20 protein-coding genes and 1 pseudogene are annotated in these 25,192 nt (G+C 65.0%); 7 read left to right on the top strand and 14 right to left on the bottom strand.

Translation table 11 applies throughout. The features are described from left to right. Window positions 1–107: 107 nt before the first annotated feature. The gene (locus KSS93_RS06630; RefSeq protein ID WP_217887629.1) at window positions 108–2,513 is read right to left on the bottom strand and encodes a TonB-dependent siderophore receptor; all 2,406 of its coding nucleotides are present in this window, start codon (window positions 2,511–2,513) and stop codon (window positions 108–110) included. Window positions 2,514–2,762: 249 nt separating this feature from the next. Continuing rightward, window positions 2,763–3,143: pseudogene (locus KSS93_RS06625) on the bottom strand (MFS transporter); the annotation flags it as partial. A gap of 332 nt (window positions 3,144–3,475) precedes the next feature. On the opposite strand from KSS93_RS06625, the gene KSS93_RS06620 reads away from it, so the two are divergent. Continuing rightward, window positions 3,476–4,453 (top strand): alpha/beta fold hydrolase, encoded by a 978-nt coding sequence (locus KSS93_RS06620; protein WP_217887628.1) that lies wholly within the window; start codon window positions 3,476–3,478, stop codon window positions 4,451–4,453. 184 nt (window positions 4,454–4,637) lie between these two features. On the opposite strand, the gene KSS93_RS06615 is transcribed toward KSS93_RS06620, so the two are convergent. Together KSS93_RS06615 and KSS93_RS06610 are read right to left on the bottom strand one after the other, a co-directional pair. Further along, entirely contained in the window at window positions 4,638–5,648 is a 1,011-nt protein-coding gene (locus KSS93_RS06615) for a PDDEXK nuclease domain-containing protein (RefSeq protein WP_217887627.1), read from the bottom strand. A 119-nt stretch (window positions 5,649–5,767) separates the two neighbouring features. Next, window positions 5,768–7,159 carry an amino acid permease gene (locus tag KSS93_RS06610; protein ID WP_217887626.1) on the bottom strand — a complete coding sequence of 464 codons (1,392 nt, stop codon included), beginning with the start codon at window positions 7,157–7,159 and terminating at the stop codon, window positions 5,768–5,770. Window positions 7,160–7,572: 413 nt separating this feature from the next. Here KSS93_RS06610 and KSS93_RS06605 point away from each other — a divergent pair, with 413 nt between their 5' ends. Then, complete coding sequence (locus tag KSS93_RS06605; RefSeq protein WP_217886287.1) at window positions 7,573–8,778, top strand: ISL3 family transposase; 1,206 nt, start codon at window positions 7,573–7,575, stop codon at window positions 8,776–8,778. Between the two features lie 50 nt (window positions 8,779–8,828). Here the strand turns inward: KSS93_RS06605 and KSS93_RS06600 are convergent, their stop codons facing one another. Further along, a complete protein-coding gene (locus KSS93_RS06600) occupies window positions 8,829–10,172 on the bottom strand; it encodes an MFS transporter (RefSeq protein WP_217887625.1) in 1,344 nt (447 codons plus the stop codon). 176 nt (window positions 10,173–10,348) lie between these two features. After that, complete coding sequence (locus KSS93_RS06595) at window positions 10,349–11,299, bottom strand: 2-hydroxyacid dehydrogenase (protein ID WP_217887624.1); 951 nt, start codon at window positions 11,297–11,299, stop codon at window positions 10,349–10,351. Window positions 11,300–11,399: 100 nt separating this feature from the next. Between KSS93_RS06595 and KSS93_RS06590 the strand changes: the two genes are divergently transcribed. After that, entirely contained in the window at window positions 11,400–12,287 is an 888-nt protein-coding gene (locus KSS93_RS06590; protein WP_217887623.1) for a LysR family transcriptional regulator, read from the top strand. A 196-nt stretch (window positions 12,288–12,483) separates the two neighbouring features. Here the strand turns inward: KSS93_RS06590 and gudD are convergent, their stop codons facing one another. Together gudD and KSS93_RS06580 are read right to left on the bottom strand one after the other, a co-directional pair. Continuing rightward, window positions 12,484–13,839, bottom strand: coding sequence for a glucarate dehydratase (gene gudD, locus KSS93_RS06585; protein ID WP_217887622.1), 1,356 nt, complete (start codon window positions 13,837–13,839; stop codon window positions 12,484–12,486). Between the two features lie 19 nt (window positions 13,840–13,858). Further along, complete coding sequence (locus KSS93_RS06580) at window positions 13,859–15,211, bottom strand: MFS transporter (RefSeq protein WP_217887621.1); 1,353 nt, start codon at window positions 15,209–15,211, stop codon at window positions 13,859–13,861. Window positions 15,212–15,470: 259 nt separating this feature from the next. Between KSS93_RS06580 and KSS93_RS06575 the strand changes: the two genes are divergently transcribed. Further along, window positions 15,471–16,163, top strand: a complete 693-nt coding sequence (locus tag KSS93_RS06575) for a FadR/GntR family transcriptional regulator (RefSeq protein WP_217841664.1) — start codon at window positions 15,471–15,473, stop codon at window positions 16,161–16,163. 244 nt (window positions 16,164–16,407) lie between these two features. On the opposite strand, the gene KSS93_RS06570 is transcribed toward KSS93_RS06575, so the two are convergent. From KSS93_RS06570 to KSS93_RS06545, 6 genes are all read right to left on the bottom strand, one after another. After that, a complete protein-coding gene (locus KSS93_RS06570) occupies window positions 16,408–17,169 on the bottom strand; it encodes an ABC transporter ATP-binding protein (protein WP_217887620.1) in 762 nt (253 codons plus the stop codon). Continuing rightward, window positions 17,166–18,218: a FecCD family ABC transporter permease gene (locus KSS93_RS06565; RefSeq protein ID WP_217887619.1), complete on the bottom strand. Its 1,053-nt coding sequence runs from the start codon at window positions 18,216–18,218 to the stop codon at window positions 17,166–17,168. Before KSS93_RS06565 ends, KSS93_RS06570 begins: the two co-directional genes overlap by 4 nt. 5 nt (window positions 18,219–18,223) lie before the next feature. Next, entirely contained in the window at window positions 18,224–19,339 is a 1,116-nt protein-coding gene (locus tag KSS93_RS06560; RefSeq protein ID WP_217887618.1) for an ABC transporter substrate-binding protein, read from the bottom strand. Window positions 19,340–19,567: 228 nt separating this feature from the next. Beyond that, window positions 19,568–20,158 carry an HAD family hydrolase gene (locus tag KSS93_RS06555; RefSeq protein ID WP_217887617.1) on the bottom strand — a complete coding sequence of 197 codons (591 nt, stop codon included), beginning with the start codon at window positions 20,156–20,158 and terminating at the stop codon, window positions 19,568–19,570. After that, window positions 20,155–21,024, bottom strand: a complete 870-nt coding sequence (gene tesB, locus KSS93_RS06550) for an acyl-CoA thioesterase II (RefSeq protein WP_217887616.1) — start codon at window positions 21,022–21,024, stop codon at window positions 20,155–20,157. Before tesB ends, KSS93_RS06555 begins: the two co-directional genes overlap by 4 nt. Before the next feature lie 88 nt (window positions 21,025–21,112). Continuing rightward, window positions 21,113–21,682, bottom strand: a complete 570-nt coding sequence (locus KSS93_RS06545; RefSeq protein WP_217887615.1) for a GNAT family N-acetyltransferase — start codon at window positions 21,680–21,682, stop codon at window positions 21,113–21,115. Window positions 21,683–21,865: 183 nt separating this feature from the next. Between KSS93_RS06545 and pmrG the strand changes: the two genes are divergently transcribed. The 3 genes from pmrG to KSS93_RS06530 all read left to right on the top strand — a co-directional run bounded on the left by pmrG (window position 21,866) and on the right by KSS93_RS06530 (window position 25,138). After that, the gene (pmrG, locus tag KSS93_RS06540; protein WP_217887614.1) at window positions 21,866–22,552 is read left to right on the top strand and encodes a lipopolysaccharide core heptose(II)-phosphate phosphatase PmrG; all 687 of its coding nucleotides are present in this window, start codon (window positions 21,866–21,868) and stop codon (window positions 22,550–22,552) included. 280 nt (window positions 22,553–22,832) lie between these two features. Next, window positions 22,833–23,747 carry a histone deacetylase family protein gene (locus KSS93_RS06535; protein WP_217887613.1) on the top strand — a complete coding sequence of 305 codons (915 nt, stop codon included), beginning with the start codon at window positions 22,833–22,835 and terminating at the stop codon, window positions 23,745–23,747. 149 nt (window positions 23,748–23,896) lie between these two features. Further along, window positions 23,897–25,138 (top strand): TIGR03862 family flavoprotein, encoded by a 1,242-nt coding sequence (locus KSS93_RS06530; RefSeq protein WP_225917355.1) that lies wholly within the window; start codon window positions 23,897–23,899, stop codon window positions 25,136–25,138. Window positions 25,139–25,192 lie beyond the last annotated feature (54 nt).

Here is a 25,192-nt window from a genome sequence, read left to right as displayed (position 1 = left end):
ATAGATAAGCGCAATTAAAATATCCCGGATAACGGAGCGGTCATCGCGCCAATGAAAAGGCCCGCTTCAAAGCGGGCCCCCTATCTCATAAATTCCAGCCTCTGGCCTCACCAGCTATAGCTAACCTTAGCCGTAACCTCCCGCCCCGGGTTGTAGTAGTTAGCCGTCCCCGACCCCACCACATGCTGCTCATTCAGCAGATTGCTAACGTTGACCGCCAAGTCCGTCCCCTTGGCAATCTTGTAATTAAACGCCGCATCAAACAACGTAGTCCCCTCGGTGCGCTTGGTATTGGCCGCATCCATGTAATAAGCCCCCACATACCGCGCCCCCAGCCCCACGCTCACGTCGGTCCCAGGCAAATCGTAATAGCTCCACAACGAAGCAGTGTGGTTCGGCGCAGTGGTGAACTCATTACCTTCAAGCGAGGTACCGTCACGCAAGGTGCCACGCAGCACGTCGGACTTCATGTAAGAGTAAGCCCCGATCAGGCTCAGCTCCTGGGTCACCTGCACCTTGGCCTCCAGGTCCAACCCGCGGGCGCGGGACTCGCCCACGTTCTGCTGCTCGATGATGCCGCTTGGCAACACCACGGCAATGCTCACGTTCTCCTGGGTGAGGTCGTACACGGCCGCGGAGAACATGGCGTCCATCTCCATCGGCGAGTACTTCACGCCCACTTCGTACTGGCGGCCGGTCTGCGGTGTTACGCCCACTTGGGGCGGCGAGACGGACTCGACCATGCTCACGTAGGTCGACACTTCATCGGTGACGATGTAGGTCAACGCGCCGCGGTAGGAGGTTGCGTTGTAGTGGTCGCGCTCATCGATGGTGGTCGGGGTGCTGAACAGGTTGTAGCCCTTGCTGCTCAGGTCCATCGAGTCGTTGCGCACACCGGCGGTGACGATGAAGCGGTCGTAGAACGACAGGTTCTGCTGCAGGAACACGGCCTTGGTGGTGACGTCGTTCTTCTTCGCGGTGTAGGGCGTCAGCGTTGCGGGCACACCGGTGAATACCGGGTTGGCGATGTCGATCGACGACACCAGGTCGTATACCGAGCTCTCCTTGGTCGAGGAGTTTAGGTACTCCACGCCCACCAGGCTGCTGCTGTCGATGTGCTCGAACTGGTGGTCGTACTGCAGCATCAGGTTGCCGTTGAACTGGTTGGCATCGCTGTCGGTGCCCAGCAGGTAACGCGGGATGCTGGTGCCCACGCGTGTGGCGGAGTCGCTCAGGTAGACGTAGCCGTAGTTGTCGGTCAGCTCGCTGTAGCGCAGGTTGCCGCGCAGCACGAAGCCGTTGTCGAAGTCGTGGGTGATGTTGCTGCTGAGGCTGGTGCGCTCGACGTCGTGGTAGTTGTAGCTGGGCTCGCCGTAGAACTTGTCGCGGTCATACTCCTTGTCCAGCGGGTAGCCGCCGCTGTTGGGCGAGCTGTTGGTCTTGAGGTAATCGAGAATCACCGTGGCCGAGGTGTAGTCGGTGGGGGCCCAGGTCAGGCCGCCCATCACGAAGCGGTTGTCGTCCTGCGAATGCTCGTACTCGCGGTCGCTGTTCTGCATCTTGGCGGTGAAGCGGCCGGCGACGGTGTTGCTTTCGTTCAGCGAATCGCCCACGTCGATGCCGGTTTCACGGTGGTTGTACGAGCCGTAGGTGACGTAGCCCTGGCCGAACTGCTCGAAGCGCGGCTGCTTGGTCACGAAGTTCACCGAGCCGCCGGGGTCGGCCGGGCCGAACAGGGTGGAGTTGGCGCCACGCAAAATTTCGATGCGCTCGTAGGCGAACGGGTCTTCGCGCACGCCGCGCATCGAGCTCAGGGTCAGGCCGTCGCGGTAGGTGGTGGCCTGGAAGCCGCGAATCTGGAAGTAGTCGTTGCGGTCGTCACTGCCGTAAAAGTCGCTGACCACACCGGGGGTGTACAGCAGGGCTTCTTCGGTGGTGCTGACGCTGCGCTGCTCGAGCTCCTTGCGGGTCACCACCGACACCGAGGCCGGGGTGTTGAGGATGCTGGTGGCCACCTTGCCGCCGACCCAAAGCTCCTTGGCCACTACCGAATTGCTGTCGTCGCCGGCATCCACCTTCACCTTGGCGTTGATGATCACCGGGGCCAGGCGGTAGTCCTCGGTGGCGCCGATTTCCAGCGGGCCGGTGGGTTTTGGTGGCACTACCAGCAGGTAGGCGGTGGGGGTTTGCTGGTCGACTTGCAGGTCGTTGCCTTGCAGCAGTGTGGCCAGGGCGGTCGGGGTGTCGAGGGCGCCGCTGACGCCGCGGGTGGTGCGCCCGGCCACGCTGGCGGCCTCATACGACAGGCTGATGCCGGCCTCGCGGGCGAAGCGGTCGAGCGCCGGGGCCAGCGGGCCGGCCGGGATGTTCCACTGCTGCACCGGGCTGTGCTGCCCGGCGGGCGCGGTTTGCGCCAGGGCCGGCAGGGTGTGGCTGCCGACCAGCAAGCCCAGGGCGGCGGCCTGGATGGCGCGGCTCAGGGGGTGGCGCAGTGGGATCGGGGACGCACTCATTTTCTCGCTCCGTACGGGGTCGACAGGTTGGCCTGTATTGCGGCCTTTCCTGCTTGCCGAACGAGAATGAGAAAGTACCTCATTTATTTTTGAATATTGCTGTGCCATCAAGCCATTGGGGCCGCGTTGCGGCCCTTCGCGGGGCAAGCCCGCTCCTGCAGGGACGGCGCAGAGCTCACTGCATGCACATTCCTGTGGGAGCGGGCTTGCCCGCGAAGGGCTGCAAAGCAGCCCCGATACCGTGAAACCTCAACGCGCCAGCGAAGCGGCCCGCTCCAGGCTCATGCCCTTGGTCTCCGGCGCCAGCCACACCGACACGATCAGGCCGACCACCGACACCACCGCCGCAATCAGCATGGTGTTGTCGATGCCCAGGTGCAGCAGCGACATCGGCACCAGCCAGGTGCCCGCCGCCGAGCCGATCCGCGACATCGACGCGCCCATGCCCACGGCGAACGCACGAATTTCAGTGGGGAACAGCTCGTTCGGGTACACCAGCTCCAGCACCTGCGCGCCACCGATGAACAGCGCATAGGCACCGAACAACACCAGCACCAGAATCTCGGAGCCATCGGAGAACACGCCCGGCCCCAGCAGCGCCAGGCTCGACCACAGGAAGCTGTGGATTATATTTAACGGCGGCAAGGCCGCCCAACTGCAACTGGCCCCGGAGTACCCAAATGGCCAATAGTGCGGAGGATTAGCGCGCCCGCTCCGGCTGGCTGTCAACGCGCTTATAGCGGCTTTCGGCTGTCCGGTACGTATAGTCTCGTTTTGGCCAGTTCACGACTTGCCGGGAATATTCATCAACTGCAAAACAGTTAAATTATGGCCGTGTAACATGGCCATAACTTCAACTTTAAAAGCACTCGAAACTTACAGCTATTTCATCGCAGCCTTGAAGCCACACCGGTAAGCTGGCAAGTACCAGCCCGTCACGGGCTCTGCAAAGGTACGCCTGCATGCCACGCCTTTGGATAACCGCCCTGCTCGCCCTGCTGCTTTGCGCCAATGCCAACGCCGCAGTGCAAACGCTGCACCTTGGCCAAGGCCCGGGTTATGACTTGCTCGTCTATGGCAATGCCGACCAGCCCCAGGCCCGGCGCGCGGTGATCATCGTCCATGGCGTGCGGCGCAACGCCGAGGGCTACTACCGCAGCGGCGAAGCGCTGCTGCACAACGCCGGCCTCGACCGCGCGAGCACCTTGCTGCTGGCCCCAAACTTTCTTACCGCAAGCGACCCGCTGGCCCGCGCCAGCATGCCGCTGTGGCCCAAGGGCCTGTGGATGCATGGCAGCGAATCGACCGATGGCCAGCGCGGCATCGCCGCCTTCAGCGTGCTGGATGATCTGCTCGCCTACCTGGCCGATCGCCAGCGTTATCCACAGCTGAAGGAGATCGTGCTGATCGGCCATTCGGCCGGCGCGCAGTTGATGCAGCGCTATGCCGTGCTGGGCAAGGGGCAGGCGCAAGGTATCCGGGTGCGCTATGTGGTTTCCAGCCCGTCTTCGTACCTGTACCTGGACCGCAACCGGCCGCAGGGCGATGGCTTCACTGACCAAGGTTTATGCCCGGGGTACGACCACTACCGCTATGGCCTGGAGCAGCCACCAGCCTATCTCGCCCGCCAGGGGCTGGATGCCCGCCAGTTGTTCCAGCGTTACGCCGGGCGGAATGTGACCTACATGGTAGGGGCGCAAGACACTCATAGTGACAGCAAAGTCATGGACCACAGCTGCGCTGCCGAGACCCAGGGGCGTAATCGCGTGGAGCGGCAGTTGGGCTATCTGCGGTATGAGGGGTTTCTGTCGCGGGCCTGGGGCGTGGCCATTGCCCATAGGCAATTTCAGGTGCCGGGTGTGGGGCACAGTGCCGAGCGGTTGTTTGCGGCGCCGGAGGTGGCGCGGGGCTTGTTTGCAAAACCGGCAAGCAAATCATGATTCTGCATGATGCCGAAATCCTGGGGCCGCTACGCGCCCCATCGCGACACAAGGCCGCTTCCCACAGGGATCGTATTAGCCCGAGGCCTGCCTTGTACCTGTAGGAGCCGGCTTGCCGGCGATGAGGCCGGCGCAGCCAGCACAAGACAGTTGCTACAGAGAACGCGACGGCTGCGGCCGATCATCAATCCCTGACCCCCAACGCATAAAACTCCTGCAACTTGGCCTGCAGTAACGCCTTGTCCGGCAGGCGTGTCTGGTACTCGGCAATCAACGCCGGCGACAGGCTGCGGTTGAGGGCGTACTCGACCACTTCATCCTCCTTGCTGGCGCACAGCAACACACCAATCGCCGGGTTCTCATGAGCCTTGCGCTCGTTGCGGTCCAGCGACTCCAGGTAGAAATCCAGCTTGCCCAGGTACTCGGGCTCGAAGCGCCCCACCTTCAGCTCGATGGCCACCAGGCAGTTCAGGCCGCGATGGAAGAACAACAAATCCAAAGCGAAATCGCGGCTGCCAACCTGCAGAGGATACTCCGAACCGACGAAGCAGAAGTCCCGGCCCAGTTCGATCAGAAAATCACGCAGTCGGGCCAGCAGCCCCTGATGCAGGTCGGCCTCGGCATGCCCGCCCGGCAGGTCGAGAAACTCGATCATGTACGCATCGCGAAACACATCGAGCGCGGTGGGATGGGCTTGCGTCAGGGCCGCCGAGGCCTTGGCCGGTTGCGCCACGCTGCGCTCGAACAGCGAGGCCTTGAGCTGGCGCTCGAGCTCGCGCTTTGACCATTTTTCCTGAACAGCCATACGCAGGTAAAAAGCCCGTTCTCCCTCGCGTTTGCACTGCCCGAGAATGATCAGGTTGTGGCTCCACGGCAATTGTCGCACCAGTGGTGCGACAATTTCATCGCCTTGATAAACCTCATAAAACTGGCGCATGCGAAACAGGTTCGCCCGGGTGAAACCACGTAGCCCGGGCTGCGTTTCAGCCAGGTGGTCGGCCAGCAATTTGACCACACCATCCCCCCATTCAGCACTGGCCAGCTTGCGGCTGATATACGCCCCCACCTCCCAGTACAACTCGATCAACTGCGTGTTGACCGCCTGCACCGCCCGCTGGCGGGCCCCCTGTATCAACCCCAGCACCTCGTCGAAGCGCCCGCTCATAGCCCCGTCGGCAATACCTTTGTTTTCCATGTGGCAGCTCCCTGACAAAGCCCGGAGTCTATGCCCGCCCTCCCGCAAAATCGCCCGCACAACTGTTGCAAAAAGAAAGGGGCGCCCTCTGGCGCCCCTCCCCGTTCACAACCGCCAAATCACCCCACCGACCGCGCCGCCACTGCGCGCTTGTGCCCCCGCGAGGTCACGATCCCGAGGAACGAAATCACGATCGCCAGGCTCAACGTGGCGCTCACCTCGGCCCGGTGCTCCTCGGTGTACATCATCACCGCCAGCGCCCCGCTGATGAAGATGATCACCGCCCAGGTCAGGTACGGGAACAGCCACATGCGGAACTTCAGGTTGGCATTCTCGCGCTCCAGCCGCCCACGCATGCGCAGCTGCGAAATGGCGATCACCAGGTACACCAGCAGCGCGATCGCGCCACTGCTGGCCAGCAAAAACTCGAACACGCCCTTGGGTGCGAAGTAGTTGAGGATGGCAATCGCCGCACCGATCAGCGTGCTGCCAAACACTGCGGCGCGGGGCACACCCACCTTCGAGGTGTTCTTCAGCATGGCCGGGGCATCGCCGCGCTTGGCCAGCGAGTACATCATCCGCGAGGCGATGTAGATCGACGAGTTCATGCAGCTGGTCACCGCAATCAGCACCACGAAGTCGACCATCAGCGCCGCGTTGGGGATGTTCATGATTTCCAGCGCGCGCTGGTACGACCCCACCACCGCCAGCTGCGGGTCGTTCCACGGCACCACTGAGATGATCACGAAGATCGACAGGATGTAGAAGGTGCTGATACGCCAGATCACCGAGCGGGTGGCCTTGGCGATGTTGCGCGCCGGGTCGCTGGACTCGGACGCGGCAATGGTCACAGCCTCAGTGCCGATGAAGCTGAACATCACGGTGATGAACGCCCCCACCACCGCCGACCAGCCCTTGGGAGCAAAGCCGCCATACTCGTTGACCAGGGTGCTCAGGCCGCTGACTTCACGGTTGGGCAGCCAGCCCATCAGCGCGGCGAAGCCAAGCCCGATGAAGCCCAGAATGGCAGTGACCTTGAGGATGGCGAACCAGAACTCGAACTCGCCGTACTTGGCCACGCTGAACAGGTTGGTGCAGGCCAGCAGCAGCACCGAGGCCAGGGCGAAGATCCAGCTGTCCACCTGGGGGAACCAGGCGTTGAGCACATGCCCCGCGGCCAGTGCCTCGATGGGGATCACCAGCACCCAGAACCACCAGTACAACCAACCGATGGTGTAGCCGGCCCAGCGGCCGATGGCCTGGTCGGCGTAGGTGGAAAACGACCCGGTGTCGGGGTGGGCCACGGCCATTTCGCCGAGCATGCGCATCACCAGCACCACCAGGGTGCCGGCCACGAAGTAAGAAATTATGGTGGCGGGGCCGGCCGCCGCGATGGCGTGCCCGGAGCCCACGAAAAGCCCTGCACCGATAATGCCGGCAATCGACAGCATCGTTACATGGCGTGGCTTGAAACCTTGTGCAAGGTTGCCATCAGTTCCCACGGTGTTCATTGATCTTGTTCTCTTTTTGCTGACACAAGGAAAGGGCAGAAGGCGCAGGCGAAACAGTATCTCCTTGAAAAACAATCAGAATGACACGTCGCTCACGCTCTGTTGTTGACCTTGTTCACGCTTTCACAGAGCAACGCACCGGCGAATTCGGGTTCATTTAAGCCGCGTGGAGCATGGGGAAATTATTCGAGAACGCCCCGAAGGTGCGCGATCACGACACGGCATTTCCGTTCACGCCAGATGTCGCGATTGGCTTGCCTGAAAACGACAAGTGCATCAGAACGCCTTTAACCTGCGGTATACAGCGCCCATAAAAAAGGTTCTTCACGGAATCCCGGGAAAGACAGAAACAAGAACGCCGGTTTGATGGATGATGTTCGTGCGAGCAAACACATCTACAAACCGGCGTTCTTGTGCACGATATTAATACGTTTCTGCCCTTCTGGGAGGGCTTTTCTGTCACTGCGATCAGGCCTGATGGCGATGACCTGCTGATCGACCTGATTCCGCAGCCCACCCGATTCCCCACTTGCAGCGGCTGTCATCAGTCCAGCACCACCATCCACGAATACTGCCAGCGCTCAATCCGTGACCTACCCATTCTTGGCCGTGCAGTGCGGTTGAATGTTGAACTGCGGCGCGTCGGGTGCAGGGCATGCGGCAAGCGAATGGAGTCAGTCCGTTGGCTTGATCGCTATTCGCGGATGACCAAGCGCTTGGCCGAGGCGGTGATCCAGTCTTGCCAAAGACTGCCCACCCTGCACGTCGCCGAGCTGTTTGGTTTGCATTGGGACAGCGTGCGCTTACTGGAGCGACGGGCGCTACAACACGCACTGGAAAATCTACCGAAGGCCCAGCCCAGGCGCTTGGTGATGGATGAGTTCGCTCTGTTCAAAGGGCATCGCTATGCCAGCGTGGTTCTGGATGCTGATACCCGCCGGGTGCTGTGGATTGGCGAGGGGCGTAGCCGAGCTGCTGTCAGACCCTTTTTTGAAGAGCTGGGGCCGGAGGGCTGTGCACGGATCGAAGCAGTGGCAATGGACATGAACACCGCATTTGACCTGGAGGTACGCCAACATTGCCCGCAGGCACGCGTGGTCTATGACCTGTTTCATGTGGTCGCTAAGTATGGGCGAGAGGTAATTGACCGGGTGCGGGTCGATGAGGCCAACCGCTTGCGCCATGACAAACCCGCCCGCAAGGTGATCAAGCAAGCGCGGTGGCTCCTGCTGCGTAATCCAGAAAATCTCAAGCGAGAAGATCAGCAGGTACATCTGCAGGATCTGCTAGCAGCTAACCAATCGCTGATGACGGTTTATCTGATGAAGGCAGAGCTCAAAGCCCTGTGGTCACCCACCACCGCCTGGGGCTGGCGATCAGCCTGGAAGCAGTGGCTACGCCTAGCTGATGAAAGCGCGATACCGGCATTGAAGCAGTTCGCTAAACGCCTGAAGGGATACTGGCGCGGCATCCTGAGTAGGGTGCGGTGGCCGATGCACACGGGTCAGTTGGAAGGTATCAACAACCGGATCAAGGTGATCAAGCGGATGGCTTACGGCTACCGGGACAGCGAGTTCTTTTTCATGAAGATCAAGAATGACTTTCCCGGCAATCCGTGAAGAACCATAAAAAAGCCCCGGTCTCCCGGGGCCCTGTTGCCGGCGTCTGCCTACGCCTGCCCGGTACGCTCGAAGCGACGGGCCAGCAACAGGTAAGCGAAGATCCCCAGCACGCCATGGGCGGCCACGAACCAGAGTGCGTTGTGGAACGAGCCGGTGCTGGCCACCACGTAGCCGATTACCAGCGGGGTGACGATACCGGCAATGTTGCCGATGCCGTTGAACACGCCGCCGCACAGGCCGACCATCTTCTTCGGCGCCACATCCGACAGCACCGCCCAGCCCACCGCCGCCAGGCCCTTGCCGAAGAACGCCAGGGTCATCAGGGCAATCACTGCGGCGTTGCCGTCCGCATAGTTGGCCAGCACCAGGCTGGTGCTCAGCGCCATGCCGATCACGAACGGGGTCTTGCGCGCCTTGGACGGGTGCACGCCGCGGCGGATCAGGCAGTCGGAGACGAAGCCGCCGAGAATGCCGCCGGTAAACCCGCAGATCGCCGGCAGCGCCGCCACCCAGCCGGCCTCCATGATGGTCATGCCGCGGCCCTTGATCAGGTAGATCGGGAACCAGGTAATGAAGAAGTAAGTCAGCGCGGTGATGCAGTACTGGCCCAGGTACACCGCCCACAGGTTGCGGCTGGTGAACAGTTGGGCAAGCTCGGCGCGGGTGGGTTTGCTCTTGGTGGTCTTGCGCTCTTTCTCAAGGTCCACCAGTGCGCCGCCTTCGCGCATGTAGTCGAGCTCTTCGCGGCTCAGGCACGGGGCGCTGTGCGGCTCGTGGTAAAGCTTGAACCACACCACCGCCAGCACCAGGCCAAGCACGCCCATCCAGATGAACACCTGCTCCCAGCTCAGGCTGTGGGTCATCCACGCCATCAGCGGGGCGAACACCACCACCGCCATGTACTGCGCCGAGTTGAACAGTGCCGAGGCGGTGCCGCGTTCACGGGTGGGGAACCAGCAGCTGACGATGCGCGAGTTGGCCGGAAACGCCGGCGACTCCACCAGGCCCAGCATGAAGCGCAGCGAGAACAGCGCCACCGCCGCCGACACCCCGGCCAGGCCCATCCAGCCCACGGTGCCCTGCAGCAGGGTGAACAGCGACCAGAGGATCAGGCTGATGCCGTACACCCGGCGCGCGCCGAAGCGGTCGAGCAGCCAGCCGCCGGGCACCTGGCCCAAGGCGTAGGCCCAGGCGAAGGCCGAGAAGATCATGCCCAGCATCACCGGGTCCAGGCCCAGGTCGCTGAGCACCTGGGTGCCGGTGATCGACAGGGTGGCGCGGTCGGCATAGTTGATCACGGTGATGACGAAGATCAGTGCCAGAACCAGAAAACGATGGCGGCCGATAGCGGCCACGGTCGACGCGGGGGCGACGGCGGATTTGCTGTGCATGTGGACCCTCTTGCTTCTCGACGGAAGCGATTGTTCTTGTGGAAAGAAGGTGTGGCCCTTGGGCCTTGTGTTGCCTGTACCGGCCTCTTCGCGGGCAAGCCCGCTCCTACCAGGGGCGGTGTAACTTTCAAAAATTGCGCTGTACCTGTGGGAGCGGGCTTGCCCGCGAAGAGGCCCTAGAGGTCGATCACCCCGTTCGGCGGCACCTCACCGGCAAAACAGGCCTTGAGGTTGTTCAGTACCATCCGCCCCATCTCCAGCCGGGTTTGCAGGGTGGCGCTGCCCCGGTGCGGCTGCAGGCTGACGTGGTTCAGGTCGCGCAGCGCCGGCGGCACGTAGGGCTCGTCAACGAACACATCCAGCCCGGCACCGGCAATGCGCCCTTCGCGCAAGGCTTCGACCAAGGCGTCCTCATCCACCAGCTTGCCGCGCGCCACGTTGACCAGATAACCATCCGGCCCCAGCGCTTCGAGCACCTCGCGGGTCACCAGCACTTGCCCGCCATCGGCGGACGCCGCCAGCACCAGCACATCCACCGAGCGCGCCAGCGCCACCAGGTCGGCCTCAAAGCGGTAACCGGTGCCGGGCTGTTCATGCCGCCCGTTGTAGGCAATGCGCATGTCGAACGCCGCGGCACGTTTGGCAATCGCCTTGCCCACCGCACCCAGCCCGACAATCCCCAGCTCGATACCACTGACCTTGCGCGCCAGCCCCAGGTTGACCGTGCCCCACAACCCGTCGCGCACCAGCCGCTCACCCTCGCCCAGGCGGCGCAGGGTGCTGATGATCAGGCCCATGGCCAGGTCCGCCACATCGGCGGTGAGCACGCCCGGCGTGGTGGTCACCTGGATGCCGCGGCTGGCCGCATGGCGCAGGTCCACGGCGTCGGTGCCGATACCGCTGATGGCAATGATCTCGAGCGCTGGCAACTGGTCCATCAGCGCGTTGGAAAGGCCCTTGGCGCCCCCCGTGACCACCCCGCGAATGCGCGGGCCCACCTCGTCCAGCAACTGTTGCGGGTGGTCGTGCTGGTACAGCCGATGCACCTGGTAAGCCGCCACCAGTTCGGCATCGATGGCCTCGGGCACAGGCTGGGTCAGCAGTACGTCGATGGTGTTCTGGTTCATCTCAAGTATCCGGCAGTTCGAAGTTCATGTATCGATCCTAGGCCGGCATTCGATACAGGTCTAATATAGATACAGCATCGAATAATCCAGGAATTGAATCATGGAGCTGCACCAGTTGCGCTGTTTCGTGGCCGTGGCCGAAGAGCTGCATTTCGGCCGCGCCGCCACCCGCCTGCACATGACCCAGCCGCCGTTGAGCCGGCAGATCCAGCTGCTGGAGCATTCCCTCGGGGTACTGCTGCTGGAGCGCAACAACCGCCAGGCGCGCCTGACGTTGGCCGGGCAGAGCTTTCTGGAAGACGCCCGGCGCATCCTGCAAATCAGCGAATCGGCCAGCCATTCGGCGCGGCGCATCGCCCACGGCGAGGCCGGCCGGCTGACCCTGGGCTTCACCGCAGTGGGCGCCTACAACATGATCCCGCGCCTGCTGGTGCACGCCGGGCAAACCCTGCCAGATATCGAGCTGGTGCTCAGCGAGCGCATCTCTGCCACCCAGGTGCACGACCTGGAGGCCGGGCTGATCGACGTCGGCCTCGTGCGCCAGGTGCTGCCCAGTGCGCGGGTGGAGTACCTGCCGATTCACCGCGAGCCGTTCGTCGCCGCCCTGCCCGCCGGCCATCCGCTGGCCGCCCGTGAACGCGTGCGCCCGGGCGACTTCGATGGCCAGCCGTTCGTGATGTACAGCGCCAACGAGGGGCGTTACTTCCACGACCGCATCGCCAATCTGTTCGCCCGTCATCAGGTGCAGCCGCGTTACCAGCATCAATTGGGGCAGACCCATTCGATCCTCGGGTTGGTCAATGTGGGCTTGGGTTGCGCGGTGGTGCCGGCCTCGGCCCAGGCGTTGCGCCTGGAGCAGGTGGTGTTCAGGCCGATGCAGGGCATGGAGCAGCAGGCGGAGATTTTCCTGGCCTACTGCCGGGACAACCCCAACCCGGTGCTGGGCGCATTCGTGGCAATGGCCCGGGCGTTCTTCGAAGCAGGGTGAGGCCATGACCTGCTCCCGCAGAAAATCGCAGGCCCTCTGTGGGAGCGGGTTTACCCGCGAATCAGACGACGCGGTGGTTGGCACCGGCTTCGCCGGTGTTCGCGGTGGTCCGGCATCCCGGCAAGCCCGCTCCCACAGGGGTCGCATGACCTTCAGGCCTGCGCCGTACCTGTAGGAGCGGATAGGGTCCTGCGCCTCAGCGCACCAGACAAGGCTTCTTGTTATCGAACGTCCACCCCGGGATCAAGAACTGCATCGCCACGCTGTCATCCCGCGCGCCCAGCCCCATGTTGCGGTAGCACTCATGGGCCTTGGCCAGCTGGTCTTCATCCAGCTCCACCCCCAGCCCCGGGCGCTGCGGCACGCGCACATGGCCGTCGACGATGCGCAGCGGGTCGCGGGTCAGGCGCTGGCCGTCCTGCCAGATCCAGTGGGTATCGATGGCGGTGATCTCGCCCGGCGCGGCGGCTGCCACCTGGGTGAACATCGCCAGCGAAATATCGAAGTGGTTGTTCGAATGCGAACCCCAGGTCAGGCCCCAGTCGTTGCACATCTGCGCCACCCGCACCGAGCCCTGCAGGGTCCAGAAGTGCGGATCGGCCAGCGGGATGTCCACCGACTGCAACTGGATCGCATGGCCCATCTGCCGCCAGTCGGTGGCGATCATGTTGGTGGCGGTGGGCAGCCCGGTGGCACGGCGGAACTCAGCCATCACCTCGCGGCCCGAGTAACCGTTCTCGGCGCCGCACGGGTCTTCGGCGTAAGCCAGAACATGGTGCTTGTCGCGGCACAGGGCGATGGCTTCTTTCAGCGACCAGGCGCCATTCGGGTCAAGGGTGATGCGCGCCTCGGGGAAGCGCTCGGCCAGGGCCGTTACCGCCTCCATTTCTTCTTCGCCGCGCAGCACCCCGCCCTTGAGCTTGAAATCGCTGAAGCCGTAACGCTGCTTGGCCGCCTCGGCCAGGCGCACCACGGCGTCGGCGGTCAGGGCCTTTTCGTGGCGCAGGCGGAGCCAGTCGTCATCGGCGTCGGCTTCGTTGCGGTAGGCAAGGTCGGTCTGCCGGCGGTCACCGATGTAGAACAGATAGCCGAGCATCTTCACCGCCTCGCGCTGCTGGCCCTCACCCAGCAATGCCGCCATCGGCACGTTGAGGTGCTGGCCGAGCAAGTCGAGCAGCGCGGCCTCGATGGCCGTTACCGCATGCACGGTGATGCGCAGGTCGAAGGTTTGCAGGCCACGGCCGGCGCTGTCGCGGTTGGCGAAGGTCTGGCGCATGGCGTTGAGCACGCGCTGGTAGTGGCCGATGGGCTGGCCGATCACCAGGCTGCGGGCGTCTTCCAGGGTTTGGCGAATCTTCTCGCCGCCCGGCACCTCGCCCAGGCCGGTGTTGCCGGCGCTGTCGCGCAGCACCACCACGTTGCGGGTGAAGTACGGGCCGTGGGCGCCGCTGAGGTTGAGCAACATGCTGTCGTGGCCGGCCACCGGGATTACCCGCAGGTCGGTGACCACCGGGGTGCTGGTGTGAACGGCTGGGGTCGTCTGCATATTCATGATTGTTTTCTCGCAGTGGTCAGTGGGTCTGGCTCAGGGCCGAGGGGGCCTTGGGCGCATCAGTGGTGGCGCCCTTGGGGCGGGTGCGCACGAAGAAGACGGCGATGGCAGCCAGCACCGAGGTCACGGCCAGCCCGTACAGGCCGCCCTGGATCGACCCGGTCTGCTGCTCCAGCAGGCCGAAGGTGGTGGGTGCAACAAAACCGCCGAGGTTGCCCACCGAGTTGATCAGCGCAATCACCGCCGCCGCGATGCGTGCATCCAGGTAGCCCTGGGGGATCGGCCAGAACAGCGACGAGGCCGACTTGAAGCCGATGGCCGCAAAGCAGATGGCAACAAAGGCGAACACCGGCCCGCCGGTGGTGGACATGAACATGCCGATGGCCGCGATCACCAGCGCACCGGCCACCCAGGCCTGCTGGAACTTGAAGCGCGCCGAGCCCGCAGCGAAGGCGTACATGGCGATGATCGAGATCAGCCAGGGGATGGAGTTGAAGAAGCCCACCTGGATTTCGCTCAAATCGCCCATGCGCTTGATGATGCTCGGCAGCCAGAAGGTCGCCGCGTAGATGGTCAGCTGGATGCAGAAGTAGATCAGGCAGAACAGTACGATCTGGCGGTCCTTGAGCAGGCTCCAGGCCGAGGGTTTCACCGCGCCCGAGGCCTCGCGCTCACGCTGCTCGCGGTCGATGGTTGCAACCAGCGCGTCTTGCTCGGCCTGGCTCAGCCACTTGGCGTCCTGGGGCTTGGAGTCGAGCCAGAAGAACACGAAGAAGCACAGGGTCACCGAGGCCATGCCTTCGATGAACAGCATCCATTGCCAGCCGTGCATGCCCAGGCCCTGGATCTGCATCAGCGCCCCGGCCAGCGGGCCGGAAATCAACGACGCCAGCGCCGAGCCGCTGAGGAAGATGGCAATCGCCTTGCCGCGCTCGGCCGCCGGCAGCCAGCGGGTGAAGTAGTAGATCACCCCGGGGAAGAACCCGGCCTCGGCCACGCCCAGCAGAAAGCGCAGCACGTAGAACTGGGTTTCGTTCTGCACGAAGGCCATGGCCGTGGCCACCAGGCCCCAGGTGAACATGATGCGGGTCAGCCACAGCCGTGCGCCGACCCGTTGCAGCAGCATGTTGGAGGGTACTTCGAACAGCGCGTAGCCGATGAAGAACAGGCCGGCGCCAAAGCCGTAGGCTGCGGCGCTGATGCCCAGGTCGCTTTCCAGGTGCGGGCGCACGAAGCCGATGTTGACGCGGTCGAGGTAGTTGACGATGAACATGATGACGAACAGCGGCAGTACGTGGCGCTTGACCTTGGCCACGGCACTGGCCAGGGCGTCGCCAGCGCTTGCGGCGGACGGATCGAGGGTGTGGTTCACAGGTGAATCTCCCACTAATTGTTTTTGTGCGGGTCGGTTGTCTGACAGGGCAGTGGGACGGAGCATAGGCTCGGCGAAGTTGTACGACAAGAGTGCAATTGGCCGCTAAAAAGCAAAATACAAGCAGATAAAACGCATAAAAACCGCGATCAATCTAGTAACGTGCAGATCATGAATATCCGCCGCTGAGAAATCACGGGCAAAAAAAAGTTTTATCGATTAACTTGTCATACAAGTTGATGCAAGCAGATGCCGCCCCATGACCGAACGCAAACGCAGCCACAGCCGTGCCCACGACCTGGTCTCCAGCCTGACCCAGCAGATTTTGCTGGGCACCTTCAAGACCGGGGACAGGTTGCCGTCAGAGAACACCCTGGTGCGCGAGCACGGGGTCAGCCGCACCGTGGTGCGCGAGGCGTTGTCGAAATTGCAGGCCTCGGGGCTGGTGGAGCCGCGCCACGGTATTGGCACCTTCGTGATCGAACGCCAGGCCCAGGCCGGCCTGCGGGTGGGGGCAGAAAACGCCGCCAGCGTGCGCGACCTGCTGGAGCTGCGCATCGGCCTCGAAGGCCAGGCCGCCGCCCTGGCCGCGCTGCGCCGCAGCGACGAGCACCTGGCGCGCATGCGCCAGGCACTGGACGACTACCAGGACCTGGCCGCCGCCGGTGACAGCTGCATCGAGGCCGACCGGCGCTTTCACCTGTTGATTGCCGAAGCCACCGGCAACCTGTACTTCAGCGAGATGATGGGCCAGTTGGGCAACGGCCTGATCCCGCGCAACCGCCTGGCCCTGGCCGAGCGCGAGGGCGCAAGGCTGGCGCGCCAGGCGTACCTGGCCAATCTGGAGCACGAGGCGATCCTCAACGCCATCCGTCGCCAGGACCCGGACGCCGCCCGCGCCGCGATCTGCCTGCACCTGTCCAACAGCCGCGACCGGCTGGTACCGGATTGAAACCCAACCAGCAGCACGCCACCACAGGTAAGACACTGGACTCAGGCTTCGCACGACCCTGTGGGAGCGGGCTTGCCCGCGAAGCAGGCAACGCGGTGCCTGGCACCGGCTACGCCGGTGTTCGCGGGCAAGCCCGCTCCCACAGGGAACGCATGACCTTCAGAGCGGTGCAGTACCTGTAGGAGCCGGCCAGGGCCCTATCGCCGGCAAGCCGGCTCCTACAGAGGGAGGCCGTGACTGGGTCTTAAGCCAGCGCGCTGTCCACCAACACCTGCAACCGCCCCCGCGAACAGCGCTCCACCCGCGCCGCCACGCCATACACCTTGGCCAGCAACTCAGGCTCCAGCACCTGCTCCGGCGCGCCACTGGCCACCACCCTGCCCTCGCTCAACACCACCAGCCAGTCGGCGTGGCTGGCGGCCAGGTTGATGTCGTGCAGCACCGCCACCGCCAGCAAGCGGTGGGCCAACACCCGCTCGCGCACCGCATCCATCACCCGCAACTGGTAATGCAAATCCAGCGCGCTGGTGGGCTCGTCCAGCAGCAGCACCCGCGGGTTGCGCGCAAGCAACTGGGCCAAGGCCACCAACTGCCGCTGGCCGCCCGACAGGCTGCCCAATGGGTATTCCGCCAGGTGTTCGATGCCCAACCGGCGCAGCGCCTCGAACGCCACCTCCAACGGTTTCTCGACACCCGCCACACGCAGCCCGGCGAGGATGCTCTCCAGCCCCCCCAGGGCAATGCCCGGCGGCAGTTGCTGGGGCATGTAGGCCAGGCGCCGGTAGCGCTCGGCCAAGCCCAGCCGGGTGACGTCCTCGCCGTCCAGGCTCAGCGAGCCCTTCATCCGCTCCAGCCCCGCCAGCGCCCGCAGCAGGGTCGACTTGCCGGCACCATTGGGCCCCACCAGCGCCACCAGGCTGCCGGCCGGCAACGCCGGCAAACTCACCCTGTGCAGAATCTGCCGCGTGCCATAGGCCACCGACAGTTGATCGATCAGCAAACTCACAGGTTTCTCCCCCGGCGGAACACCAACGCCACGAACACCGGCACCCCCACCAACGCGGTGACGATGCCCACCGGCACGATCACCCCGGGCAAAATCAGCTTGCTGGCAATCGACGACAGCGACAGCAGCAACGCACCGACCAAGGCACTGGCCGGCAGCAGAAAGCGCTGGTCCTCACCCACCAGCAGGCGGGCAATATGCGGCCCCACCAGGCCGACAAAACCGATGGTGCCGACAAAGGCCACCGCCGTGGCCGACAGCAGGCTGATGCGTAGCAGCGAGGCCAGGCGCAGGCGCCGGGTGTCCACGCCAAAGCTGCGTGCGCGCTCCTCGCCCATGCGCAGCAGGGTCATGGCCGGCGCTGCGCGCAGCGAGAACGGCAGCACTACAGCCAACACCCCGGCCAGCAGCGTCAGCTTGTTCCAGTCGGCCCGGGCCAGGCTGCCCAGGGTCCAGAACACCAGTTGCTGCAGCACGTCCTCGGTGGCCAGCAGTTGCAGCAGCGACACCACCGCGTTGCAGCTGAACACCAGGGCGATGCCGAACAGCACCAAACTTTCCACCCCGGCGCCGCGCAAGCGCGCCATGGCCTGCAGCAGCACCACCGACAGGCAGGCGAAGACGAACGCCATCAGCGTCACCTGCACACCGGGCGCCAGCCACGCCACGCTCAGCGGGTAGGCGATGGCCAGCGAGGCGCCCAGCGCTGCCGACGACGACACCCCCAGGGTGAAGGGGCTGGCCAGCGGGTTGTCGAGGATCGCCTGCATCTCGGCACCGGCCAGCGCCAGCGCCGCGCCCACCAGCACCGCCATCAGCGCATAGGGCAGGCGCACGTTCCAGATGATCACCCGCTCGGTGGCGCTAAGCGTGGCGGGGTCGAACACCCCGTGCAGCAACTGCCCCAGGCCCATGCCCGAGGCGCCGCTGGCCAGGTCGCCAAGCACCGACAGCAGCAACAGCGCCGCCAGCACCGCCACCAGCAGCGCCCGCCGCCAGAGCAGCCGGCGGTAGCGCCAGGCCGCCAGGGCAACGCCTTCCCGGGCCATCGCGGTCACTTGGCGCTAACCCAGTACTGGCCGTCCAGGCCGACTTTCAGCAGCTGGTTGATTTCGGCCATGGTCGCGCCGGGGTCAAGGTCCTTGAAGCGCTCGGGGTGCACCCAGCGGGCCATGGCCTCGATGGCCAGGATGTTGAACGGCGAGTTGTAGAAGTCGTGCCACAGGCCGTGGGCCTGGCCGGCCTGGATCGGCCGCAGCGGCGCGAACTCGGGGCGCGCGGTGATCTTCGCCAGGCTTTGCCGGGCGGTGTCCTGCGACACGCCCGCGCCCAGCAGCACGCCCGGGGCGCGGTTGCCGGTGGCGATGTACACGTCCGGGTCGGCCTGCAGCACATACTCCACGCTCACATCACCCAGCGCGCCCGGCACCACGTCGGCGCCGATGTTGTGCCCGCCCACAGCCTGAACCACGCTGCCCAGGCCGCTCTTGCCGGTGGTATGCCCCGGGGCCTGCCACACGCCGGCCAGCAGCTCGAGGAAGACCTTCGGCCGCTGGCTGTCGGGCAGCCCGGCCACTTGGTCGGTGACGCGCTTGAGGTGCTGGTCGTACAGGCTCAGGTACTGCTGCGCCTGTTGCTCGCGGCCCAGCAGCTTGCCCAGCGCCTGCATGCTCACCCGGGTGTTTTCGATCGGGTGCACGCGGAAATCGATGAACAGCACCGGCACCCCGGCCTTGGCCAAAAGGTCAGCCACCGGGCTGTGCTGGGTCGGGCCTTCGCCGGCGATGCTGAAGATCGCCAGGTCCGGTTTCAGCGCCAGAATCTGCTCGGCGCTGACGCTCTGCTCGGAGGCCTGGCCGATCAGCGGCAGCTTGGCCACCTGCGGGTACAGCTTGGCGTAAACGTCATAGGTGTGCGGGTCGAGCAGGCGCATGTCGTTCTGCCAGCCGACCACCCGCTGGAACGGGTTGTCGCGGTCAAGCAGCGCCAGGGCGAAAAACAAGCGGCCTTCGCCGAGCACGATGCGCTGCGGGGCATGGGCCATCTCGACCGTGCGGCCAAGCACGTCGGTTACTTGCACGGCACTGGCCGAAGGCGCCAGGCCCAGCCAGGCGGTGAGGGTCAGCACAACAGGCAGCAGGCGCCGCCAGGAAGGGGGGATGAAGCGCATGGGGGCATCCTCTTGAAGAGAATCGGTCGCATTTGAACCGCGGCATTCTGTCAGCCGTCCCACCCTGCCGGTGTGCGCAAATGTCACACGCCAGGCACAAACCATTACAAGGTTTCATCTAGTGCGCCAGGAGCCGGCAATGCCGGTGCCATCGTTGCCGGGCGAACGCTATCCGGCGACCTGCCCCCCTGTAGGGGCCGGCTTGCCGGCTCCTACAGGGGGCGCAGCTCAGCCCAGAAGCTTCTTCAGCGCCCGGCAGTCCGCCGCATGCCAGTCAGCCAATGCCGGCCAGGGGTTGTCCGGCAGGTTCACCAGCACCGTGCGGGTGCCGGCGGCGCGGCCGCAGTCGAGGTCGAAGCGGTAGTCGCCGACCATCACCATCTCGGCCGGCGCCACACCCCAGGCCTGGGCGATCTGCAACAGGCCATCCGGGTCCGGCTTGGGCGCCGCCTCGTCGCGACCGAGAACCTGCTCGACCGGGAAGCAATCCGCCAAACCGATGGCCTCGAGGGTGACATGCGCAAGCTCGCGGGCATTGCGGGTGAGGATTGCCAGGCGGCAACCCCGCGCGGCCAGCTCGCGCACCAATTCCACCGCCCCTTCGGCCGCCTTCGAGGCAACTGCCAGGTCACGCTCGTGCTCCAGCAGCCAGGCATGCTTGGCCGCAGCCTCCTGCGCCGGCAAGGCGGCCAGGTGGGTGAGGATGTCGTGTTCGGTGGGGATCTCGAGGGCTTCGCGAATGGCGGCAAAGTCGTGCACCGCCACGGTCAGGGTGCCGTCCATGTCGAACACCCAATGGCGAATCGCCGCCAGGTTCATGCCCAGTCCTTGCGGTGACGAATCAGGCCTTCCTGGCTCGACGAGGCCACCAGCTGGCCGGCGCGGTTGTAGATGTTGCCACGGCAGAAACCACGGGCATTGCCGGCCCAAGGGCTGTCGGTGGCGTACAGCAGCCACTCGTCGGCACGCAGGTTCTGGTGGAACCACAGCGAATGGTCGAGGCTGGCGATCTGCATATCCTTTTGCCACACCGACTTGCCATGGGGCAGCAGCGAGGTGGTCAAAAGACCAAAGTCCGAGGCGTAGGCCAGCAGGTACTTGTGCAGCGCAGGGATGTCCGGGAGGCTGCCGTCGGCGCGGAACCAGGCGTATTTGACCGGGTCGCCCGGCTTGGGGTCGAACGGGTCGCGCTCGGTCACCGGGCGGATCTCGATCGGCTTGGCGCACAACACCTTGTCGCGGATGCGCTCGGGCAGGCGCTCGGCCATGTTGCGCGCCAGCTCCACCTCGCTGGGCAGGTTTTCCGGGCCGACCACATCGGGCATCTGCGCCTGGTGCTCGAAGCCCTCTTCGTCGTACTGGAACGACGCACTGCAGGTGAAGATCGGCTGGCCCTTCTGGATCGCCGTCACCCGCCGGGTGCTGAAACTGCCGCCATCACGCACGCGGTCCACCGAGTACACCACCGGCATGCTGGCATCGCCCGGGCGCAGGAAGTAGCCGTGCAGCGAATGCACGTGGCGCGCGTCCTCGACCGTCTGGCTGGCCGCCGACAGCGACTGGCCAAGCACCTGGCCGCCGTACAGCTGGCGGAAACCCAGGTCCTGGCTGCGGCCGCGGAACAGGTTCTCTTCGATGGATTCGAGGCTCAACAGGTCGACAAGGTCGTCCAGCACATGGCTCATGAAAGGTTCTCCTGGCAAGGCAATACGGCGCTGTTATGGCTGCAGATGATACAGGGTTTGTCAGCGCTGCCGTCGAGGGGCAAACCGGTCAGCCTCGCAGGGTGCTTTCCCAGCGTGCACGGTCGATGCGGTACAGCACATGGGGGCGCAGCGGGTCACCCTCGGGCAGGCGCGGGTGCTCGAAGCTGCCATCGACGTCCTGGACCATGCCGATGGCCTGCATCACCTTCTGCGACGGCAGGTTGCCCTCGGTGGTGAACGACACCACCTCCTCCAGGCGCAACTGGGCGAAGGCGCAGCGCAGGCAGGTCCAGGCCGCCTCGCTGGCAAAGCCCAGCCCCCAGTGGCGCCGCGCCAGGCGCCAGCCGATCTCCACTGCCGGGCCGAACGGCGCCTCGAAGTTGACGTTGAGCAGGCCGGTCATGCCGATGAACGCGCCGCTGTCCTTGCGCTCCAGCGCCCACAGGCCATAGCCGTATTCGTTGAAATGGCCACGGATGCGGCCCATCAGCGCTGCGGTTTCCAGGCGCGTCATGGGCGCGGGGAAGTAACGCATCACCTGGGGGTCGGCGCACATCGCGGCGAACTCGCGCAGGTCGTCGTCGTGCCATTGGCGCAGCACCAGGCGGGCGCTCTCCAGTACAGGGATGGGGGTCATGGGGCGGCTCCGAAATGGCGGCTTGCCAGTGTACAGCGTAGGCCGATGAACGAAGTTTCACCCCTGTGCCGGCTGCCGATGTTTTTTTCACATCGGCTTCACCGGGTGCGCACAGGCCGCTGCCGACAATGCCGGCAAATACAGCGGCCACACGTCGACGCCGCAATGCCATCGGAGTGACAGATGCTTTCCAATACCCTGGACAACCTGGCCAGCCAAGCCCGACGCCAGCCACGCCGCCCTGCACGCAAGGTGCTCGGTGCCGCCCTCGGCGCACTGGTGGTGTTGGCCGCGTTGGCCGCCTGGCTAGCGACGAGGACTCACATCGTGGACCTTGGCAACGAGCAACAACTGAGCAACAGCGGCCTGCTGCAGGCCTGGCAGGACGGTGCGGTGCTGGTGATGATCCGCCACGCCGAACGCTGCGACAGCGCCCCCGGGCCCTGCCTGAACGACAGCACCGGCATCACCGTGGCCGGCAGCGAGGCTGCCACCCGGGTGGGCCAGGGCTTGCAGCGCCTGGGCCTGGCCGAGGCGGACATGCTGGTAAGCCCGAAACTGCGCACCCGCCAGACCGCGCACTACCTGCTCGGCCAGGAAGTGGCCACGGCCGACTGGCTGGAAACCTGCGACAAGCAGTTTGCCGGCGAAGCCCTGGCGCGCAAGCGCACCGGGCACAACCTGGTGCTGGTGACCCACAACGGTTGCATCGACCACTTCCAGCGCCGGCAGCACGTGCCAGGTGGTGAGCGCGAGAGCGGCTACGCCAGTGCATTGTTCGTGTCGGTGGACGGCAACGGCAAGGCGCGCATCCTCGGGCGCATGAACGAGCCGGAGTGGCAGCGGGTATTGGCGTCGACCGGCAGGTAACAGGTTCCTAGCGGACCACTGTGGGAAGCGGCCTTGTGTCGCGATGGGGCGCGAAGCGGCCCCAGGATTTTGGCACCATGCAAAATTGTCGGGGCCGCTACGCGCCCCATCTCGACCGGACGGCGCCCCGGCAAGGCCGCTTCCCACAGGGATCGCCAGCTTTTAGAAGTTGAGCAAGACAGTTGCTCCCACAGGTTTGGGCACTTGTGCCCCTGGTAATCCGCAGAACATGCACAAAAACTGGCAAGATCAGCCCAGGCCCCCACCACGACACCGCCCCATGCACCTGCCGCTGATCTACCACGACGACTACAGCCCCGAATTCCCCGCCGACCACCGCTTCCCGATGGACAAGTTCCGCCTGCTGCGCGACCACCTGGTGCAAAGCGGCCTGACCACCGACGCCGCCTTGCTGCGCCCGGAAATCTGCCCCAACGACATCCTCGCCCTGGCCCACGAGCGCAGCTACATCGAACGCTACATGAACGGCGACCTGTCCCGCGAGGACCAGCGCCGCCTTGGCCTGCCGTGGAGCGAGGCCCTGGCCCGGCGCACCGTGCGCGCGGTGGGCGGCTCGCTGCTCTGCGCCGAAATGGCCCTGCAGCACGGCATCGCCTGCCACCTGGCCGGCGGCACCCACCACGCCCACTACGACCACCCGGCAGGCTTTTGCATCTTCAACGACCTGGCAGTGATCAGCCGCTACCTGCTGGAAGCCGGCCGTGTGCACCGGGTGCTGATCTTCGACTGCGACGTGCACCAGGGCGACGGTACCGCGCGCATCCTGCACGACACCCCCGAGGCCATCACCGTGTCCTTGCACTGCGAGCAGAACTTCCCCGCGCGCAAGGCCCAGAGCGACTGGGACATCCCCCTGCCGCGCGGCATGAACGACAGCGCCTACCTGAAAGTGGTGGAGGACGCCCTCAACTACCTGCTGCCGCTGTACCAGCCGGACCTGGTGCTGTACGACGCCGGTGTGGATGTGCACAAGGACGACGCCCTGGGCTACCTGAACCTGACCGACCAGGGCCTGGCAGAGCGCGATGAGTTGGTGATGCGCCAATGCCTGGGCCGTGACATCCCGGTGGTGGGGGTGATCGGCGGTGGCTACAGCAAGGACCGGCAAGCCCTGGCCCGGCGCCACGGCATCCTTCACCACAGTGCGGCACGTGTCATCGGTTGTTCACAATGACTGTGGAACCGCCTGTGGATAACCTGCGGGAAAGCGGCGCCAGCCCTTTGCCTGCCTGGGCTGTAGAAACATGATCATTTTTTGACCAGTGGTTGTGCACAGCCCCCTGGGGTAGAATGCGCGACCTTTTCCACAGCCTGTCGCCCGCCATGTCCGAATCCCGCAGCACCGCCCGCCCCCTCGTCGCCGTCATCGGTGGTGGCCCTGCCGGCCTGATGGCCGCCGAGGCCCTGGCCCGGCGCGGTGTGGCCGTGCAGGTGTTCGACGCCATGCCGTCGGTGGGCCGCAAGTTCCTGCTGGCCGGGGTCGGCGGCATGAACATCACCCACTCCGAGCCCTACCCGGCGTTCGTCGGCCGCTATGGCGCACGCCAGGGCGAGGTCGAGGCGCTGTTGCATGGCTTTGACGCCGACGCCCTGCGCCAGTGGATTCACGGCCTGGGCATCGAAACCTTCGTCGGCACCTCGGGCCGGGTATTCCCCCGCGACATGAAGGCCGCACCGCTGTTGCGCGCCTGGCTCAAGCGCCTGCGCGACAGCGGCGTAGTTATCCACACCCGCCACCGCTGGTTGGGCTGGAACGCCGATGGCAGCTTGCAGATCAGTTATCCACAGGGCGAACTGAGCGTGCAGGCCGATGCCGTGGTGCTGGCCCTGGGCGGTGGTAGCCGGGCACGCCTGGGTTCGGACGGCGCCTGGGTGCCATTGTTGAACCAGCGGGGTGTGGATATCTCGCCATTGCAGGCGAGCAACTGCGGTTTCGAAGTACAGGGCTGGAGCGCTGTACTCACCGACAAGTTCGCCGGCGCGCCGCTGAAGAACATCGCCCTGGCCGTGCCTGGCGCGGCCATGCGCAAGGGTGAGTTCATCCTAACCGCGCAAGGGGTCGAGGGCAGCCTGGTGTATGCCTGGTCGGCAGCGCTGCGTGAAGCGATCAACCGCGATGGCCGCGCCACCTTGCTGCTCGACCTGTTGCCCGACAAGCCTGTGGACAAGATTGCCCAGGCCCTGGCCAAGCCGCGCGGTTCGCGGTCGATGGCCAAGCACCTGCACAGCCAGCTGGGCCTGGATGGGGTGAAGGCGGCGCTGCTGCGCGAGCTCACCGACCCGGCCACCTTCGCCGAGCCTGCACGCCTGGCGGCGGCGATCAAGGCCCTGCCGATCGAGCTGGTACGCACCCGGCCGCTGGACGAGGCGATCAGCAGCGCCGGTGGCGTGCGCTTCGAGAGGCTGGACCAGGGGTTGATGGTGCGTGGGTTGCCGGGGGTGTTCTGTGCCGGCGAGATGCTCGACTGGGAGGCGCCGACCGGGGGGTATCTGCTGACGGCGTGTTTTGCCAGCGGGCTGAAGGCAGGGCTGGCGGCGGCGGATTGGTTGGCGGGAAACGCCTGAACGAATGCCGGGGCTGCCCTGCAGCCCTTTCGCGGCACAAGGCCGCTCCTACAG

The organism is Pseudomonas xanthosomatis, assembly GCF_019139835.1.
Classification (GTDB): Bacteria; Pseudomonadota; Gammaproteobacteria; order Pseudomonadales; family Pseudomonadaceae; genus Aquipseudomonas; species Aquipseudomonas fakonensis.
Note: the sequence above shows the minus strand (reverse complement) of the source record. Positions and strands in the feature narration are given on the sequence as shown.

What these genes read in the sequence shown, in the direction of transcription:
- KSS93_RS06575 (WP_217841664.1), top strand. Translation starts at nt 15,471, where the DNA reads ATGACCGAACGCAAACGCAGCCACAGCCGTGCCCACGACCTGGTCTCC.
- KSS93_RS06610 (WP_217887626.1), bottom strand. Translation starts at nt 7,159, where the DNA reads ATGAACACCGTGGGAACTGATGGCAACCTTGCACAAGGTTTCAAGCCA.
- tesB (WP_217887616.1), bottom strand. Translation starts at nt 21,024, where the DNA reads ATGAGCCATGTGCTGGACGACCTTGTCGACCTGTTGAGCCTCGAATCC.
- KSS93_RS06615 (WP_217887627.1), bottom strand. Translation starts at nt 5,648, where the DNA reads ATGGAAAACAAAGGTATTGCCGACGGGGCTATGAGCGGGCGCTTCGAC.
- KSS93_RS06560 (WP_217887618.1), bottom strand. Translation starts at nt 19,339, where the DNA reads ATGCGCTTCATCCCCCCTTCCTGGCGGCGCCTGCTGCCTGTTGTGCTG.
- KSS93_RS06535 (WP_217887613.1), top strand. Translation starts at nt 22,833, where the DNA reads ATGCACCTGCCGCTGATCTACCACGACGACTACAGCCCCGAATTCCCC.
- KSS93_RS06565 (WP_217887619.1), bottom strand. Translation starts at nt 18,218, where the DNA reads ATGGCCCGGGAAGGCGTTGCCCTGGCGGCCTGGCGCTACCGCCGGCTG.
- KSS93_RS06620 (WP_217887628.1), top strand. Translation starts at nt 3,476, where the DNA reads ATGCCACGCCTTTGGATAACCGCCCTGCTCGCCCTGCTGCTTTGCGCC.
- KSS93_RS06590 (WP_217887623.1), top strand. Translation starts at nt 11,400, where the DNA reads ATGGAGCTGCACCAGTTGCGCTGTTTCGTGGCCGTGGCCGAAGAGCTG.
- KSS93_RS06630 (WP_217887629.1), bottom strand. Translation starts at nt 2,513, where the DNA reads ATGAGTGCGTCCCCGATCCCACTGCGCCACCCCCTGAGCCGCGCCATC.
- pmrG (WP_217887614.1), top strand. Translation starts at nt 21,866, where the DNA reads ATGCTTTCCAATACCCTGGACAACCTGGCCAGCCAAGCCCGACGCCAG.
- gudD (WP_217887622.1), bottom strand. Translation starts at nt 13,839, where the DNA reads ATGAATATGCAGACGACCCCAGCCGTTCACACCAGCACCCCGGTGGTC.
- KSS93_RS06595 (WP_217887624.1), bottom strand. Translation starts at nt 11,299, where the DNA reads ATGAACCAGAACACCATCGACGTACTGCTGACCCAGCCTGTGCCCGAG.
- KSS93_RS06600 (WP_217887625.1), bottom strand. Translation starts at nt 10,172, where the DNA reads ATGCACAGCAAATCCGCCGTCGCCCCCGCGTCGACCGTGGCCGCTATC.
- KSS93_RS06545 (WP_217887615.1), bottom strand. Translation starts at nt 21,682, where the DNA reads ATGACCCCCATCCCTGTACTGGAGAGCGCCCGCCTGGTGCTGCGCCAA.
- KSS93_RS06530 (WP_225917355.1), top strand. Translation starts at nt 23,897, where the DNA reads ATGTCCGAATCCCGCAGCACCGCCCGCCCCCTCGTCGCCGTCATCGGT.
- KSS93_RS06555 (WP_217887617.1), bottom strand. Translation starts at nt 20,158, where the DNA reads ATGAACCTGGCGGCGATTCGCCATTGGGTGTTCGACATGGACGGCACC.